General features: G+C 41.4%; 14 protein-coding genes and 1 pseudogene. 8 read left to right on the top strand and 7 right to left on the bottom strand.

All coding sequences use genetic code 11. The features are described 5' to 3' along the window. Window positions 1–184: 184 nt before the first annotated feature. A complete protein-coding gene (locus H6G96_RS03410; protein ID WP_190910145.1) occupies window positions 185–1141 on the top strand; it encodes an NAD(P)-dependent oxidoreductase in 957 nt (318 codons plus the stop codon). 245 nt (window positions 1142–1386) lie between these two features. After that, complete coding sequence (locus H6G96_RS03415; RefSeq protein ID WP_190910146.1) at window positions 1387–2985, top strand: B12-binding domain-containing radical SAM protein; 1599 nt, start codon at window positions 1387–1389, stop codon at window positions 2983–2985. Window positions 2986–3237: 252 nt separating this feature from the next. On the opposite strand, the gene H6G96_RS03420 is transcribed toward H6G96_RS03415, so the two are convergent. The 3 genes from H6G96_RS03420 to H6G96_RS03430 all read right to left on the bottom strand — a co-directional run bounded on the left by H6G96_RS03420 (window position 3238) and on the right by H6G96_RS03430 (window position 8695). Then, the gene (locus H6G96_RS03420; protein ID WP_190910147.1) at window positions 3238–6411 is read right to left on the bottom strand and encodes an efflux RND transporter permease subunit; all 3174 of its coding nucleotides are present in this window, start codon (window positions 6409–6411) and stop codon (window positions 3238–3240) included. Between the two features lie 367 nt (window positions 6412–6778). Further along, a complete protein-coding gene (locus tag H6G96_RS03425) occupies window positions 6779–8128 on the bottom strand; it encodes an efflux RND transporter periplasmic adaptor subunit (RefSeq protein ID WP_190910148.1) in 1350 nt (449 codons plus the stop codon). A 177-nt stretch (window positions 8129–8305) separates the two neighbouring features. Beyond that, entirely contained in the window at window positions 8306–8695 is a 390-nt protein-coding gene (locus tag H6G96_RS03430; RefSeq protein WP_190910149.1) for a hypothetical protein, read from the bottom strand. Between the two features lie 99 nt (window positions 8696–8794). On the opposite strand from H6G96_RS03430, the gene H6G96_RS03435 reads away from it, so the two are divergent. Then, window positions 8795–9472: a response regulator transcription factor gene (locus H6G96_RS03435; protein WP_190910150.1), complete on the top strand. Its 678-nt coding sequence runs from the start codon at window positions 8795–8797 to the stop codon at window positions 9470–9472. Between the two features lie 76 nt (window positions 9473–9548). Beyond that, the gene (locus H6G96_RS03440; protein ID WP_190910151.1) at window positions 9549–10823 is read left to right on the top strand and encodes an ATP-binding protein; all 1275 of its coding nucleotides are present in this window, start codon (window positions 9549–9551) and stop codon (window positions 10821–10823) included. 56 nt (window positions 10824–10879) lie between these two features. Here the strand turns inward: H6G96_RS03440 and H6G96_RS03445 are convergent, their stop codons facing one another. Beyond that, window positions 10880–12148 carry a tetratricopeptide repeat protein gene (locus H6G96_RS03445; protein WP_190910152.1) on the bottom strand — a complete coding sequence of 423 codons (1269 nt, stop codon included), beginning with the start codon at window positions 12146–12148 and terminating at the stop codon, window positions 10880–10882. A 44-nt stretch (window positions 12149–12192) separates the two neighbouring features. Between H6G96_RS03445 and H6G96_RS03450 the strand changes: the two are divergent. Then, window positions 12193–12551: pseudogene (locus H6G96_RS03450) on the top strand (DUF711 family protein); the annotation flags it as partial. 2 nt (window positions 12552–12553) lie between these two features. On the opposite strand, the gene H6G96_RS03455 reads toward H6G96_RS03450, so the two are convergent. Then, entirely contained in the window at window positions 12554–13222 is a 669-nt protein-coding gene (locus tag H6G96_RS03455; protein WP_190728930.1) for a 2OG-Fe dioxygenase family protein, read from the bottom strand. Window positions 13223–13468: 246 nt separating this feature from the next. Between H6G96_RS03455 and sfsA the strand changes: the two genes are divergently transcribed. Next, window positions 13469–14194 carry a DNA/RNA nuclease SfsA gene (gene sfsA, locus H6G96_RS03460; RefSeq protein WP_190910153.1) on the top strand — a complete coding sequence of 242 codons (726 nt, stop codon included), beginning with the start codon at window positions 13469–13471 and terminating at the stop codon, window positions 14192–14194. A gap of 174 nt (window positions 14195–14368) precedes the next feature. On the opposite strand, the gene H6G96_RS03465 is transcribed toward sfsA, so the two are convergent. Next, window positions 14369–14770, bottom strand: a complete 402-nt coding sequence (locus H6G96_RS03465; protein WP_190910154.1) for a fasciclin domain-containing protein — start codon at window positions 14768–14770, stop codon at window positions 14369–14371. 755 nt (window positions 14771–15525) lie between these two features. Between H6G96_RS03465 and H6G96_RS03470 the strand changes: the two genes are divergently transcribed. Beyond that, window positions 15526–15936 (top strand): 2TM domain-containing protein, encoded by a 411-nt coding sequence (locus H6G96_RS03470; protein WP_190910155.1) that lies wholly within the window; start codon window positions 15526–15528, stop codon window positions 15934–15936. A 190-nt stretch (window positions 15937–16126) separates the two neighbouring features. On the opposite strand, the gene H6G96_RS42270 is transcribed toward H6G96_RS03470, so the two are convergent. Then, window positions 16127–16261 (bottom strand): hypothetical protein, encoded by a 135-nt coding sequence (locus H6G96_RS42270; protein WP_277932891.1) that lies wholly within the window; start codon window positions 16259–16261, stop codon window positions 16127–16129. Between the two features lie 309 nt (window positions 16262–16570). Here H6G96_RS42270 and H6G96_RS03480 point away from each other — a divergent pair, with 309 nt between their 5' ends. Next, window positions 16571–16897: a phasin family protein gene (locus H6G96_RS03480; RefSeq protein ID WP_190910156.1), complete on the top strand. Its 327-nt coding sequence runs from the start codon at window positions 16571–16573 to the stop codon at window positions 16895–16897. The last annotated feature ends 61 nt before the right edge of the window (window positions 16898–16958 follow it).

Below are 16958 nucleotides of genomic sequence, written 5' to 3' on the forward strand. Positions count from 1 at the left end.
ATGAGTTAGGAGTTATGAATTAGGAGTTATAAACTGTTAAGTTATAAGTTGCAAGGTGCAAAGTTATTTTTCATTCTTAACTTCTTACTCCTAGCTCCTAACTTGATTCATAGCTTCTGATTCGGAACTTTTAACTTCATTTTTAACTCTTTACTTTTAACTGTTTACTTTTAAAAAATTTTCTATGAGCCAGAAACGGATTTTAGTGACTGGTGCAAGTGGTTGTGTAGGTCATTATTTAACAGAAGCCTTAATTAAGGAAACAGATCACGAACTGTATTTGTTAGTTAGGAACCCAAATAAACTACAAGTTGATATTAAGGTACGTTCAGGCATCAATGTTTTGCAAGGTGATATGCAAAATATTCGCCAATTTGCCGATTTGCTATCCACAATTGATACAGCAGTACTCACAGCCACAGCTTGGGGTGGTGAGCAGACATTTGATATTAATGTCGTCAAAACTATTGAGTTGATGGAACTCCTAGATCCAGAACGTTGCCAGCAGGTGATTTATTTCTCGACAGCTAGTGTTTTGGATCGCTACAATCAACCGTTACAACAAGCAGGGGAGATTGGGACAGATTACATCCGTTCTAAATATGAGTGCTTAGAGAAAAAAGAAAAATTAGCGATCGCACCCAAAATTACCACAGTATTTCCGACTTTAGTATTGGGTGGTGATGCCAATAAACCCTATTCTCCTGTCACATCTGGTATTACAGAAGTGACGAAATATATCGATTTGATTCGCTTTTTAGAAGCAGATGGCAGTTTTCACTTTATCCACGGACGAGATATTGCCACTGTAGTGCGATATTTAATTGATCATCCTGTCAAAAATGATCAACCACGTTGGCTGGTTTTAGGTCAAGCACCATTAACTGCTAATCAAGCAGTGAAACAAGTTTGTGCTTATCTGGGCAAAAAGATTTACTTTCGCATTCCCATATCTATAGCATTGGCTAATTTGATTATTGTTCTGTTCCGCATTCGCATGGCTGCTTGGGATAGATTTTGCATGAACTATCGGCATTTCATCTATGAAAAATTCATCAATCCCGATAGCTTCGGCTTGCCAAATTATTGTACAACCATGACCGATGTTTTAAAAATTAGTGGCGTTAAGGATGTGAAGTAGGCTATTTGACACTCTTAACATTAGAGCAAACACATCTTACTAAGCTAATCAAAAATAATAAATCAGCCAAAACTAACTTAACTACACTCTGCTAGTAGAGAAAATGAGGCAATATTGCAATAAATATGTATAAATTCTATCATTGCTAACCAAAATGATAAAATAGAGCAAATTTAATAAAAAGTCAATAGCTCTTTATTTCCGTTAGAGTGGGATAACAATCAAAGTGTGAGGATTGATACTACATGCGAATCTTGTTAGTGTATCCAATATTTCCCAAAACCTTTTGGTCTTATGAAAAAATTTTGGAGTTAGTCGATCGCAAGGTTTTATTACCACCTCTGGGTTTAGTAACAGTAGCCGCGATTCTGCCCCAAGAATGGGAATTCAAGCTAGTCGATCGCAACATCCGCCCAGCAACAGAAGAAGAATGGGCATGGGCGGATGTGGTAATTTTCTCCGCGATGATTGTCCAGAAACAAGATTTACTTGACCAAATTCAGGAAGCAAAAAAACGTGGTAAGTTAGTCGCAGTAGGCGGCCCCTACCCTACCTCTGTACCTCACGAAGTTGAAAATGTTGGCGCAGATTTCCTGATTCTGGATGAAGGAGAAATCACTCTCCCCATGTTTATTGAGGCAATTCAACGGGGAGACACATCCGGCACTTTCCGCGCTACGGAAAAACCTGATGTGACAAGCACACCAATACCCCGCTTTGATTTATTAGAATTGAATGCCTATGACATGATGTCAGTGCAGTTTTCGCGCGGGTGTCCTTTCCAGTGCGAATTTTGTGACATTATTGTTCTCTACGGGCGCAAACCACGCACCAAAACCCCAGCACAACTGTTAGCAGAGTTAGATTGCCTCTATGAATTGGGTTGGCGGCGGGGTGTATTCATGGTGGATGACAACTTTATTGGCAACAAGCGAAATGTGAAATTGTTGCTCAAAGAGTTAAAAGTTTGGATGGCAGAACACAAGTATCCCTTCCGATTTGACACTGAAGCTTCAATTGACTTAGCGCAAGACGCAGAAATGTTGGAGTTGATGGTTGAGTGTGGTTTCTCGGCGGTGTTTTTGGGAATCGAAACGCCGGATGAGGATAGTTTGCAAATGACTAAGAAGTTTCAAAATACTCGCAGTTCTCTAACTGAGGCAGTGGAAACTATCATCAGAGCCGGATTGCGCCCAATGGCTGGGTTTATTATCGGGTTTGATGGTGAAAAAGCAGGCGCAGGCGAGCGCATTGTCCGCTTTGCAGAACAAGCAGCGATTCCTTCAACTACCTTTGCCATGTTGCAAGCGTTACCTAACACCGCGCTTTGGCATCGCCTCAAAAAAGAAGGGCGACTGCGGGAAAATCAAGATGGTAACATCAATCAGACAACATTGATGAACTTTCTTCCCACGCGTCCCCTGGAAGAACTTGCACGAGAATATATTGAAGCATTTTGTACTTTATACGACCCAGTAAAGTACTTAGATCGCACCTATCGTTGTTTCTTAATGATGGGTTTACCGAGTTGGAAAGCGCCAGCAAAAATGCCAGAGTGGGTGGTTGTGAAAGCGTTGTTACTTGTAATTTGGCGACAAGGCATCAAACGGGAAACCCGTTGGAAGTTCTGGCATCATTTGTTTAGCATTCTCAAGCGTAACCCTGGAGTTATTGAGCATTATCTTGCTGCTTGTGCCCACAACGAGCATTTTCTAGAGTATCGTCAAATTGTGCGCGATCAAATTGAAAGTCAGCTAGCTGAATATCTCGCACAGGGTGCAGAAAAACCTTATGTACTAGTAAAGGAAAAAGCTGAGGAAAAAGCTGAAGCGATAGTCGGTTAGGTGTTGTAACGGTTAATAGTAAGACTCTATTTTCTCTCTTCTGTAACTCTTTTTTTAAGAATTGGTAGAATTACAGTCCATAATTTGAGAGTTACGGAAGCAGTAGTGCTACAAAGTTAGGGGTACTTATAGTACCTCTAACTTTTTTATGTTAATTTCTAGCTTACGATCGCACCTGCGGAATGTGGGTAATTAGCCGGATATTTCGACTTCAAATGAAATTTTTTGACGATTTTCCCACAAAATCAATACTTAGTTAGTAACTAGTTCGTCTGGCTTTTTTGCATTTGGCGATCGCAGCGATTTACGTCCAGAAAGATCGTACAGTAAACCCATAAGTGCGGGTACAACAGTAGGAGTTAAAATCGTCGAAAAAGCCAGGCCGCCTGTTAAGACAATGCCTAACCCCTGGTATAACTCTGAACCCTGGCCTGGTAAAACTGCTAACGGTAACATCCCCAATACACTAGTTCCAGCAGACATGAAAATCGCCCGTAAGCGATCACTTGTCGCATTATATAAAGATGCATCAAAATCTTCACCTGCTTGCTGGAGTTGCAAGGCGCGATCAACTAGTAGAATCGCGTTGTTAACAACCACACCTGTAAGGATCACAAATCCTAAGGCTGTAATCATATCCAATGCCACATTCATTCCCGGAATCATGTTGGCAATTACTAGGCTCAATAGTGCGCCACTCATACCCATGGGCACTGTTGCCATAATCACCACTGGGTACAGGAAGGAGCGATACAACGCCACCAGTAACAAGTAAGTAATCAAAATTGAAAATGCAAATGCAGCAGCTAATTGACCAACGGTTGTTGCCAACTGATCTGCTGAACCTGACAGTTCTAGCCGATAGCCTGTTGGTAAGCTGGCACGCAGAGGATTCAGAATTTCTTCTTCGGTACGTTCTACTAGCGTAGCAAGAGGGGCATCAGGTGCAAGGGAAACGGTGAGGCTAATTGAGCGCTCTAAATCAACGTGGTTAATGGCATCGGCTCCCGTTGTTTCACGAACTTCGGCAATATCACCGAGTTGCACTTGTCGTCCTTGTGCATATAAAGGCAATTGGCGTAGCTGCTCTGGCGTTTCCACAGCAGTATTTTGTAGTTCCACTGAGACATCTAATTCTTCTTTGCCATCAATGTAATCGGAGGCAACTCGACCACCCAATGCTGCTTCTACCATCGAACCAATTTCCGCTTCCGAAAGTCCTACTTCCGCGATGCGTTCGCGGTTGGGAATCACTTGTAATTCACCTGCACCCAATACAAAGTTTGAGCGTACATTTTGAACCCCTGCAAGCGATCGCAATTTCCCGGTAATTTGCTTTTCTAAATCACCAATCTGATTTAAGTCAGCCCCAACAATATCCACTTCAAATTCTTTACCCGGATCGCGGAATATAGAAATCCGTGTTGGGATGACAAAGCGGTATCCAGCAAAGTTACTGCTTTGGGCACGTAACCGATCTACCATATCAGCTAGTCCCGTAGTCGTGGCAAATTCTGGTTTTAAGATAGTTGCAATACCTCGCAGCGCCCCTGGACGGTCAACATACATGATGCGCTCAACTTCTGGTTGCGATCGCAGAAATTTTTGCACAGATTCAGATTGCCGAATCGCTTCTGGGATACTGGTTCCCGGCAAAGGTTCCGCCCGCAAAACAACTAAGTTACGATTGCCTTCGGGTAGATAATCGGCAGGTGGTAAGAGAAGAATACTAGTTAAGAGTAAAACAACAGGAATCGACAGCACAATTAACCTACGGCCAATACGCTTACGTCCTAGTGACCAACTAACAGTAGCGGCGAGAAAGTTTTCCAGTTTGCCTTGAAAATGACGAAACACCGCAGAGGTTTTAGCTACCATTCGCTCAAACCAATTACCGCCCCGATATTCACCACCCTGCATCATTTGCATGGCTTCTGATTGTTTGAGGAACAATCCCGATAGCATTGGGACTAAAGTTAATGCCGCAAATAGCGAGAATAGAGAAGAGGCAGAAAGAGCGATCGCCATATCGGTGTAGAGTTGCCCTGCTTCACCTGTCACCATTAACAGTGGTACAAAAACCACTATGTTGCTTAAGGTAGAACCAAGCATTGCCCCCCAAACTTCTTGCGTACCTTCAATGGCTGCCCGCATGGCACTTTTGCCTTGCTGCATATGGGTGAAGACATTCTCAATCACAACGATCGAGTTATCTACAACCATACCCACAGAAAATGCTAGTCCAGCTAGACTAATGATGTTCAATGTGCGTCCCAATGCAGACATGACAATGAACACAATAATTGTACCGATAGGAATGGTGATTGCAACTACAGCAACAGTTCGCATTGAGCCAAGGAATAGAAGTAAGACGATAGTTGCTAGTAATGCTCCACTGATCAAGTTCTCTCTAACGAAACTTACCGATTGATTAATGTACTCACTTTCGTCATAGTTGTAGACAAAGCGAATACCTTGGTTTTGCCGATCAAATTCAGTTTGCAGTGCAGCAATTTCCGCCCGAATGCCTTTAGCCACCTCTGGCACATTTGCCCCAATTTGCCGAATTACACCGACTGCTACCCCAGGCTTGCCGTTGAACACCAACGCACTATCTTGGGGTTTGCGTCCCATCTGTACTTTTGCTACATCTCGCAAGTAAACTGTGCCCGATTGGTCGCGTCGCAGCACAAACCCTTCAATTTGCGATAAATCTTGCGATCTGCTGATTGTGCGGACTCGATATTCGCGTCGTCCGAGAATTAATGGCCCACCCCGAATATCACGGTTGTTTTCTTGAAGAACTCTTACTACATCCCCAATTGCGAGGTTGCGATCGCTTAATGCTTTCGGATCAACCTTCACCTCGACTTCTCGTTCTTGTCCACCCACTAACAAAAACTGCCCAGTTCCCTCGACTCGCCGCAAACGAGGAATCACTACTTCGTCTGCTAAGTCCCGATAACGGTCTGCATCTGGTTGAAATCCTTCTTTGGTATCAAACGGAATCCACATCATCGGTGAACTGTTACCACCCACCAGTTCTACATTCGATTCCTGCGCTTCTGGTGGCAAGCTTTCCACCTGTTGCAAGCGGTTGAGAACATCTATCATCCGTTCTCTAGCGTTAGCATCCTGAGCAAATTCTAAGGTAATGCTGCTGCGTCCAGCACGAGAAGTACTGCTAATTTCTTGGACACCTAGCACCTCTTGCATCTGTTCTTCAATGGGGCGGGTAATCAGGTCTTCTACTTCTGTTGGCCCTGCGCCGGGATAGGTAGTTGTGATCGTAATTTCAGGGCGATCGCCTCCTGGTTGCAATTCTAGGGGTAAGTTTAGTAGAGAGAATACCCCGAACATTGCTAGCAAGCAAAACAAAACAAAAGTTCCATGTCGCCAACGAACGGCGGTTTCAATAAAATTCATATTAATTCGTAATTGAGAAAGTCATATTTAAAATGCAATACGGTTCAGTTAATGCTTCACTATTTGTTAAAGTAAATTTTTTAACGTAGACGCATTCGCGCAGCGTCTCGTCAGAGAAGAACGCGAAGAAAGAAATTCCTAACTGAACTGTATTAATTTAAACTGGGTTTCCAGTATTTTGAAGAAGGAAAGGCTAAAGGAGAAAGAGATGATTCTTCCTCTTTAACCGACTTCTGCAAGAAGTCTATGGAAGTGTGGTGCAACCTATGTTTTAACAAGAGAGGTAGGACGATTTGGTGGACTGGAATTAGACTGGGTTGAAGCCTCATCTAAATTACAACCTCCTGCCTTCTGCCTCCTGCCTCCTTCAGGTTGGATCAACTATCTTTACAGGCGCACCATCTTGCAATCCATCACCACCACGTAACACAACGCGTTGACCTGTACGTAAGTTGGGATGATAAATTGCGACATTTTTACCCATATCAGAAACCATCTCGACTGGAATTTGTTTAGCTTTGCCATCTGCAACTGCAAAAACTAACCACTCGTTTTGCCTTCTGGTTAATGCATCTCGTGATACTACAAAGCTAGAGCGATTCGAGGGCATATTTAAGTTGCCTGCGATCGCCATTCCTGGTATTAATCCTGATGGTGGCTTGTTAATTTGGACACGCACACGCTGGCGACGAGAAGCAGTCTCAGCAGAAGGTACTACAGCAGTGATCGTGGCACGTTGTTTCCATTGCGGGAGAGCGCGAGTTGTGAGATCGATTGTCATCCCTGGGGTAACTTTACCACTGAGTTCTTCGGGTAACTCTAGGAAAATATCGAAGCGATCGCCTGCTACCAAGGTGACAATTTGACCAGAACTTTGTACCAAATCACCGTTACTGATATGGCGAGTCTGCACTATACCCGATTCTGATGCCAAAATTCGAGTTCGCTGCCGCGCTAATTCTGCTTGAGCTAAGGTGGCTTTTGCTGCTTCTACATTTGCTCGTTGAGCGGCAATTTCTTCTTGAATCGGCCCAGCTTTCGCTTCAGCAAGTTCTGCCTCGGCTTCTAGACGTTCTCCTTGGATGTTAGCTAATTGTGCTTGGGCTTCCACTAACAATCTTTGAGATAAAGCACCCTCTTTAACAAGATTGCTAGTACGTTTCAAGTTATCTTGTGCTTCCAGTTCTCGCGCCTTAGCAGATGTGACAGCCGCTTGCCGTTGAGCAATGATTTCAGGACGAGTACCAACTTCCAAACGTGCCAGATTACTTCGTTGTTGTGCCAGTTGCGCTCGTGCTTGGCTAATTGCCAATTGCTGATCGGTATCATCCAGTAAAGCGATCGCCATTCCTACTTTCACGCGATCGCCTGGTTGCACTGAAATTTGTTTGACAATTCCACTAGTTTGAGCGCGGATTGTTGATTGCTGAGTGGCTTCTACTTGTCCCAACAACTGGACACTTCTTGTAGCACTTCCAGTTGCCAGAGAGATTGTTTCAATTGGTTTTGGAGGTGGTCCTTGCTGTTGTGCAACAGAAGAACGTGGTGCGCCACCAGGAGCGAACATCCGCCAGAGGATAATGCCACCAGTTGCCAGAAATAGAATCAGTAATCTCCAGAACCAAGGTTTACCCGAACGAGTAGGTGGTAACTCAGAAGGCACAGAACTATCTGATTGGGTTTCAACCGTTGAAACTTGATTTTCAGAAGTATCCATAGCAATTAATGGTGGGCTACTGAGGGTTAAGGTCTAAAGATTAACCTTTGAAAGTGAACAATGAATAGTCAAATGTTCGCTATCAACAATCAATTATTTAGATAAAAGTAAAATTACGTTACTTTTCTTGTAGTTTATTGGATAAATATGACAGAGAAATGTCAAGGTTAGTGAGTGTCATTTGTCATTCGACTCAACTATTAGTTCTTTAACGCGATCGCGTGGTAAGCCTAACTCCTGACTAAGAGCAGTTTCAAGTTTACTTATATCAGTTATTGGAAATTCAAATACTATCTTTGTAAGAACTGAGTTATTGGTTTTAACGTTAACCCGTGAAATTCCTTTTTCAGGGAGAACTTCGACCTTGATCGCTACTATCCTTTTCATAATCTGTCGTGCCGATTGAGTATCTGCTAGCAGATATTTTTTGGTGAGATTGGAGCGACTTAAAATCCGATCTCCTACAAAGCCACTCCCCAGCCAAAAAACTAACCCAATTAACGGCAAGGACAACCAAAACACAAAGCCTAACGATCGCAACACTGGAAAAAGTTGGAGTTGCTGCATGGAATATATAGGGTTGAGTGTTTACGTCACTTTTGTGTCATCCTCTTAGCTTAATCTTAAAATTAGAAAGCAAAAATTACGGCAACCTGAGCAAATGGGATGTTAATCTTACTAGTCGAAGATGACCCATCACAATTAGAGCCACTGCGGGCAGCCTTATTAAAGGTGGGACATACAGTTGATGCGATCGCTGATGGAGAAACAGCACAGTGGTATGCCTTTCGCAAAGACTATGACTTGCTGATTCTAGATTGGATGTTGCCTAAAGTGAGTGGCGTAGAATTGTGTCAAGTATATCGACGGGCAGGTAAGCTGGCTCCTGTATTGATGCTGACAGCGAAAGACACGATTTTAGATAAGGTAATGGGTTTAGATGCTGGAGCCGATGATTACTTAGTAAAGCCTGTGGATGTTCTAGAGTTATTGGCACGAGTCCGGGCGCTAGGACGGCGATCGCCTATGTGGCAAGGAGATATACTTAGCTTGGGCGATTTGGAACTTCATTTATCCACTTTGACGCTCGAACTTGGTTCGTTGACAACTCAACTTTCTAGCCGGGAGTTTCAATTGATGGAGTATTTAATGCGTCATCCCCGCCAGGTCTTATCTCATAACCAGATTGAGCAAGCTCTTTGGAGCTGCGGAGAGGAACCAGAAAGTAACGCGGTTACTACCTTGGTTCGCCGCCTGCGCCAGCGCCTACAGACTATTGGTGTCAAAGATTGGATAGAAACAGTGCATCGCATGGGCTATCGAATAAATCCACCAAATTTGTGAAGGGATGAGGGGGATGAGGGAGGGATAAAAATTAATAACCAGTGCCCAATGACAAATGATAAATGACCAATGACAAATGTTTGATCATAGCCGTCGTAATCTTGCTCACTGGTTTGCCCTGTCAATGGGTGGAATTTTGTTCGCTTTTGCAGGGGTGGGCTATTGTCTGAGTGTAGAAGAACAATTGCGGGTTTTTGACGACGAACTATTTTCACAAAGTAAAGCCTTTGCTATTAAAACCCAATACTCACTTTATCAAAGTCAATGGCAAAATCAGCACAGCCAGACTCCTGTAGAAAGCGGTGTATCGTTGAATGGCGGGCTAATCTACGCACGGTGGTATAACTCCAATAAACAACTTTTACAGTTTATCGGTTCATCGGGTGGTAAACAGTTGAGCGCAAAACCTGGATTTCAAACGTTAGAAGTACCAATAGGCTCAGAGTCATCTAGTACAAAAACCTGGATTCGCCAAGTTACACTTCCTGTTTTGGAAGGTAAGGTACTGATTGGTTACTTCCAAACAGCAACTCCAATGAACTCTCTACGCATTGGACTGAACCAAGCCCGCTTGTTTCTGACTTTCGGGGTTCCCGTAACCTTTGGTGTAATAGGTATCACAGGTTGGTTTTTGGTTGGATTGGCAATGCGACCAAGCCTTCGTGCTTATCAACAATTGCAGCGATTTACAGCAGATGCTTCTCATGAACTACGCACACCCGTTGCTACGGTATTGAGCAATGCTCAAGTTGCCCTGATGCCTCCCGAAGACCCCTTGGAGCAAAGATTGCGGTTGCAAAATATCGTCCGAACTGCTAAGTCCATGAGTACGCTGATCAATGATCTGCTTTTTTTGTCGCGTTATGATGGCTCGCTTGCAGAAACCGTATTAAAATCCGTTGATTTGTGTGAAATATTGCGATCGCTTGCTCAGGAGTTCGCAGCCCTTGCTCCTGCCCAAAGTCTCAATTTCAATGCTCACCTTCCAGAGCATCCGATCATTTTAAAAGCCGATGCTAATTTGCTCAAACAAGCTGTAATTAATCTACTGACTAATGCCTTCAAGTACACACCAGCAAACGGTAAGGTACAATTACATCTTTTTATCCAGTCTCACTGCGCGGTAATTCAGGTCAAAGATAACGGGATTGGTATTCCATCCACCGATTTGCCACATATATTTGATCGTTTTTACCGTGTAGATACTATCCGATCTCGGCAAACAGGCGGCTTTGGACTCGGACTTGCGATCGCTCAACAAATTGTACAGCGATACGGAGGGCAAATTAATGTAAATAGTATACTAGGTCAAGGCTCCACATTTCAAATTAGCCTTCCTCTGAAACTTTGATTCTGGCTGACTTCGGCTACGTTGAGCGACCTCCTGAATTCTAGCTTCTGAATTCTTCAACTATTGCGATCGCGTTCTAAATCATCAATCACTTTTTGCAAATACCACTCCTCTGACATCCCAGGATAATAATTTTGCTTCTGCTGAATTAATCGTTCGGCAATTTCCCAATATCCCCCAACCATTCGCAAAAGTCGCTGACGTAGCAGGCTATCTTTTTGCTTTTTTGACTGTGGACTAAATTTTTGAATTTTTTCTAGGCTACTTAAGACTTGTTGATAATTTCTCCAATCTTCTTGTTCACAAAAAATACTCGCCGCTCGTTGATAATCTTCCAGAGCATTTTGTATTTCTTCTATGCAAGTATAAGCAATGCCGCGATTGTAGTAAGCTTGAGCATCATCAGGGTTTATTCGCAGCGCTTGAGTATAATCTTTAATTGCACCAAGATAGTTACTTATTGCCCGATAGGCATTGCCTCTAGCAATATAGATTAAAGGATCTTCGGGTTGCATCTGGAGTGCTTGGTTAAAATCCGCGATCGCACCTTGATGATCTCCCAATACAGAACGCGCTTTACCTCGGTTGCGATAAACAATAGCATCTTGAAAATTTAGTCCCAATGCTTGATTAAAATCAGCGATCGCTTCTCGATAATTCCCCATTTTGCAACGTACAACCCCACGGCAGCAGTAAGCTTGGGCATCTTGTGGATCGGCCTTTAATACCCAGTTTAAATCTGCTAGCGCCTCTTGCGTATCTCCCTTTTCAGCCTTTTCTAATAATTGTGTGAAATATTCCTTTGTGGATAAAATTGGTGCATTTGTGGAACCCGATTGCTCAACGGCAGGTTTTTCTGGAGATTGTAGCTGTTTAATCTTTTCCAGACAAAGGCGACAATTTTCTTTATCCTGTTGCTCTAGATATAATTGTGCAGCTTTTTTAAAGTTAGCGATCGCGTCTTGAATAGAACCCTGTTTGCGCCGCACTATCCCCCGCAAATTATAAGCAGGAGCATAATTGAGATTGAGACGAATAGCGCGTTCAACATCGTCTAGCGCCCCCGGTAAATTTTTCAGCGCCATCCTAGCCAATCCGCGACAATAATATGCTTCTACACTCTCAGGATTAAGTTTCAGCGCTTCGGTATAATCTGAAACAGCTTTAAGGATTGCTCCTGAATCATAATGTGCCAAACCCCGTTGCAAGTAAGCTTCGGTAAAGTAAGGTGTCAATTGTAAAGCATGATTAAATTCCTCAATTGCTCCAGCGTAGTCTTTTCGCCTAGCTTTTTCCAATCCTCTATTGTAAAATTCGTCATTCATGGCATTTGTTTGGTTGATTCAGTTAGTTAATATTTTAATTATTCAGCGTGCCTTTGCTTCATTCTTGTGTATTGAAAAATGCATCAGGAAAAATCTGTGGTTACTCTGGACTTCTGCTTCCGGTTTGTGAAGATATCGGACTAGCTAACAGGGCTAACGAGCAAACATATAATATTATTATTACTTACACATTTATTATATGTGGACTGGATACAGTTCCGATTCTAGGTAATATAACGATAGAAAAAATTATAGCTTTATTAATTTATATGCCAACTTTAGCCATCAAGTTAAATCAACCACTATCAGCACGATTATTTCCAATTACAAATAAAAAACTGGGGAAATGACTAGATTCAATTCCCCATATCTCGTAAATTGCAAAATATTTACAGTTAACTAGAATTATTCTGAAAGTAAACTAGGAGAAGTCAGTACAAAAACATCCAAGCTTCCTTGAGCATCAGTCTGTGGTTTGATGGGATTGCCGAAGTGGAAAAACTCATGATCGTTAACCAATAATAGTTCGCCCGGATTTAGAACTTTGCTAAACACAGGTTTTTCCTTTTTGGCAGTATACAAATGTGCTTCTCCACCTTGAATATTATTTCTATCTACTGAAAATATGCCAATAAAATCAGTACCATCTTGATGGATACCTTCAGGCGCTAGATTGCCAAAATTACCTGGTGAACAAGTAATTCTAATTTGATGAACTCCGATTTCAGCTTCTGGGTGGAGCTTACAAGAATCACTAAATGCTAAAACAAGATTTTTAAAAATATCAAGCTTTATAAGTGCATCATCTAATTCTGCAAACTCTCTTTTGATGTCACCCATTAATGGATTTTGCTCTTTACTTTGAAAGAAGTAGCCATGAGGTAATTTGATTAAACCATTTCCAGAAACTATAAACCGAGATAATCTTCTCGAACGATAGTTGCCTTTGATATAAGGGTCAATAGGCATATTACTAAAAAATGGCTTGAAACCTTCTGGATTTATCGAATTTACCTTTCTTAGAGTAAACAGAAAAGCATATTCTAATTCCGTTGCTGTCCCCAATTTTTGCATAGGATTTACCTCCTTGCATATTGAAATTCTCCCGGATTTTTCTTTATGGGAGACTTATAATACTTAGTCTATGCTACTTTTTATTACTATGTTGTTAATTTGACTACAAAAATTGACAATCTGTGATATATAAAGTTACTCAAATTCTGCCGCAGGGCGGAGTAGCTGCTGAAAATATCTGCTATTGAGAGGTAGATAGGTAAGGAATCGACGTATATTTACTAGCAGCAACAAGGTTTTTTTATAATGATAGATTGGCTTTATCGCTACCCACCCTTGTATCCGGGTATTTTACTCAAGCGTTACAAGCGGTTTTTTGCTGACGTTCAACTTCCTTCTGGCGAAATAGTGACAGCACACTGTCCAAATACAGGGCCTATGACTGGAGTATCAACTCCCCAAAGTGCAGTACAACTTTCCAAAAGCGATAATCTTAACCGCAAATTGGCTTATACCTTAGAACTAATTCAGGTACATGACGACGAACCGACTTGGGTAGGCATAAATACTTTTTTGCCCAATCGGATTGTAAAGCTAGCTTTGACGAAACACCTTTTCCCAGAATTAGGCAACTATAGCCAAATCAAAGGCGAGGTAGCTTATGGACTAGATAAAAAAAGTAGAGTAGATTTTTTCTTGACGGGGAGTGATGAGGAACGCCCGATTTATTTAGAAGTGAAAAATACAACTTTATCTGAGGGAAGATTAGCTTTATTTCCTGACACGGAAACTACAAGAGGACAAAAGCACCTGCGAGAACTAATGGCGCTGCTACCTGTAACTCGTGCGGTGATGTTTTACTTTATCAATCGCGGTGATTGTACTGAATTCTCTCCTGGCGATCGCACAGATCCTATATATGGTAAATTATTACGCGATGCGATCGCTCTCGGTTTAGAAGTCTTACCTTGCCGTTTTGATATTTCCCCCGAAGGTATCCGTTATTTGGGTTTGGCAAAACTAAAAATTTGATTACACCTAATTAAATATAAACGCATGAAACAACAAATCCATCTAGACGGTATCTAGATGGATTTGTTGGTAGTTGGTGTTTACTAAAAAACATTCAACCAGACTGTAATAGAGAAACGACTATAGATAGATAGTCGCTGCCCCACAAATAGCATTCGCTATTCTGATATTTGCTTATGCAGGAATCAAAACTGTGTCAATTACATGGATGACACCGTTATCAGCATCAACATCTGCTGCTGCAACAGTTGCATCATTGATTTTAACGCCATTAGAAGCGTCGATTTTTACATCTGAACCTTCAACTGTTGTAGCTGTCTTTAGCTTAACTACATCAGCAGCTAGTACCTTGCCTGATACAACATGATAGGTCAAGATTTTCTTGAGCTTTGGAATATCTTGAAGTAATGAGTCTACTGTACCTGCTGGAAGCTTATTAAACGCTTCATCAGTGGGTGCGAAGACGGTAAATGGCCCAGGGCCTTTCAGTGTATCTACTAAACCAGCTGCTTGGATTGCTGCAACTAGTGTGTTGAAAGAACCATTATTAGCGGCGGTGTCAACAATATTGGCCATGTGCTTTACCTAGTTCTGTGTAACTTGTTACAAATCTAAACTATTTATTTAATAAAATCTATCTATCGTTAGACGTAGGGCGAATAAAAATTTTTATTGATAGTATAAATAATTCTCTATATTTTTATACAAATATGTACATTGTCTAAGTGGATGAGTTAGCAGTACTTCTAGGATACGTAGTTTACCGCCGTAGATATCGCCCATTTTTCTATACATCGGTAGGAGCGATCGCCATACAACCTCAATAGAAAAGGTGTGTCACCTCGCTTTGCTTTGAATTTAGAATTCAAAATCTAAAATCCAAAATTAAGAATTACCATAAATAAATTTAGTTGCTCTGATGTCATGAGGTTCTGTCGGTCAGATTATATAAATTAAAATCTATACGAGGCAAGGTTTAATAACTTTTTTTATAAAATTTATGTGTCTATTGCATCCAACTTAGATACAGGGATAGGGGTTTTTATATTAACTAAAAACCCTCCTTAAAAAAGGATAACTTTACTTTTGCGGTTATCAATATTTTTTTATAGGACTAAGGATAATCCTTGGTTGAATATTTTAAAAGCAATGTAGAGGTATTGACAAATACAGTAGCCATAAACTAATTGTGAGAAAATAATACGGGTGCAAGTTTAGCTAATTATTAGGTGCAAAATGTGGAGCCATTCGCTAACTGAATTGAACGAAATCTCTTAAACAATTCGTGAAATCAAAGGCGCATTTACACACAAAATTATAAGGTAGTTAAAATGACTTACGATTCTGAAGATGTACAACAAATCCTTCAAAGAGCGCTCACTCGTAGACAGGAAGGTGAATTTTCACGAGAAGAACTTATAGAAATGGCATCTGAGTTAGGTATTTCTTCTGATATTTTGGGAAAAACTGAAAAAAACTGGTTAATTCAACAAGAAGAAGAACGATCGCAACTTACATTTAATACTTTCCGACGCAGAGCATTTTGGACACACTTTGTTTCATTTATAGCTGTAAACTTATTCCTTATTCTTTTGAATCTAATAACTAGTCCTAGTTATTTGTGGGCTATCTTCCCAATATTAGGATGGGGGTTAGGGCTATTTTTTCATTGGTGGAGCGTTTATCAGAGTAAATCAGAAGATTACGAGATAGCCTTTCAGAAATGGCGTGCAAAAATTTAACTTCTTCCTAGTTTTAAAGATGGGGATTAGTTATTAGTCATTGGTCATTGGTCATTGCTACTAATGACCAATGACTTCAATTGTCGTGAAATAAGCTAAGTTGAATTCCTATATTTTTTGGGGCGATCGCTTTACTATTCACTATGGCAGAAGTTAGCTGCTTATCTACAAGCTGAGAGTAATCTTTCACCTAAAAATGGGGAAATTTCCGTACTTGATACTTTGCTAACTCTACTCTTAGATAAGATTCTCTAAGTGCTTGGATGGATTTATCTTCATTCGTCTGTAAATCTGCTTGGGGCATGGCTTTCCACTGCTTCAGCATTACCCAACAAATGATGAGGATAACTTTTCTGTGGGCATTCAGGCTAATCCAAACCTCTTTAGCGATAAATCTAGGATATTAAGACAGCGCTATTGTCCAAATTTATGCGTCCTTCTGGATAAAATTTTCCCTTAAATTGGGGGCAACCTTAAAGTTGAGTCGTTCTATAAACATACCTTGTGATCTCTGTGTTTGCTAATTTGCCAAAATAGAGATGTAGGCTAGAATAACTGCGCTTTTAGCATAGCTTGATTGCTTACACTCAGGAGCAAGGATCGGCTGGTTTGAAATAAGTAAGAGGAAGGGAGTATGGACAGCAACAACAACTGGTTGCAACAACTAATGATGGTGGGTCTTGGCACAACGTCTTTAGTAGCAGAAAAACTGCGCCAAGTGAGTGATGATTTAGTTAAAGACGGTAAGCTCAATCCTGAGCAAGCCAAGGCAGTTATAGATGATATTGCCCAGCAGTTAAAGTCGGAGCAGGGAAACTTTGATGTTCAAATGCAACGGCAAATGCGAAATATGATGCAAGATTTGGGGGTAGCTCGCCAGTCAGAAGTGGACGAACTGCGCGGTAGAATTGACCGTTTAGAGCGTCAATTGCGCGATTTAGAAAATAAGCTTTGGCGTTAAGATGTCATTTGTGATTTAAACTAAATGTGTCCTATTGGTAATGTTTTTGCCAGGATACCTA

This window comes from Nostoc sp. FACHB-892, assembly GCF_014698795.1.
GTDB lineage: Bacteria > Cyanobacteriota > Cyanobacteriia > Cyanobacteriales > Nostocaceae > Nostoc.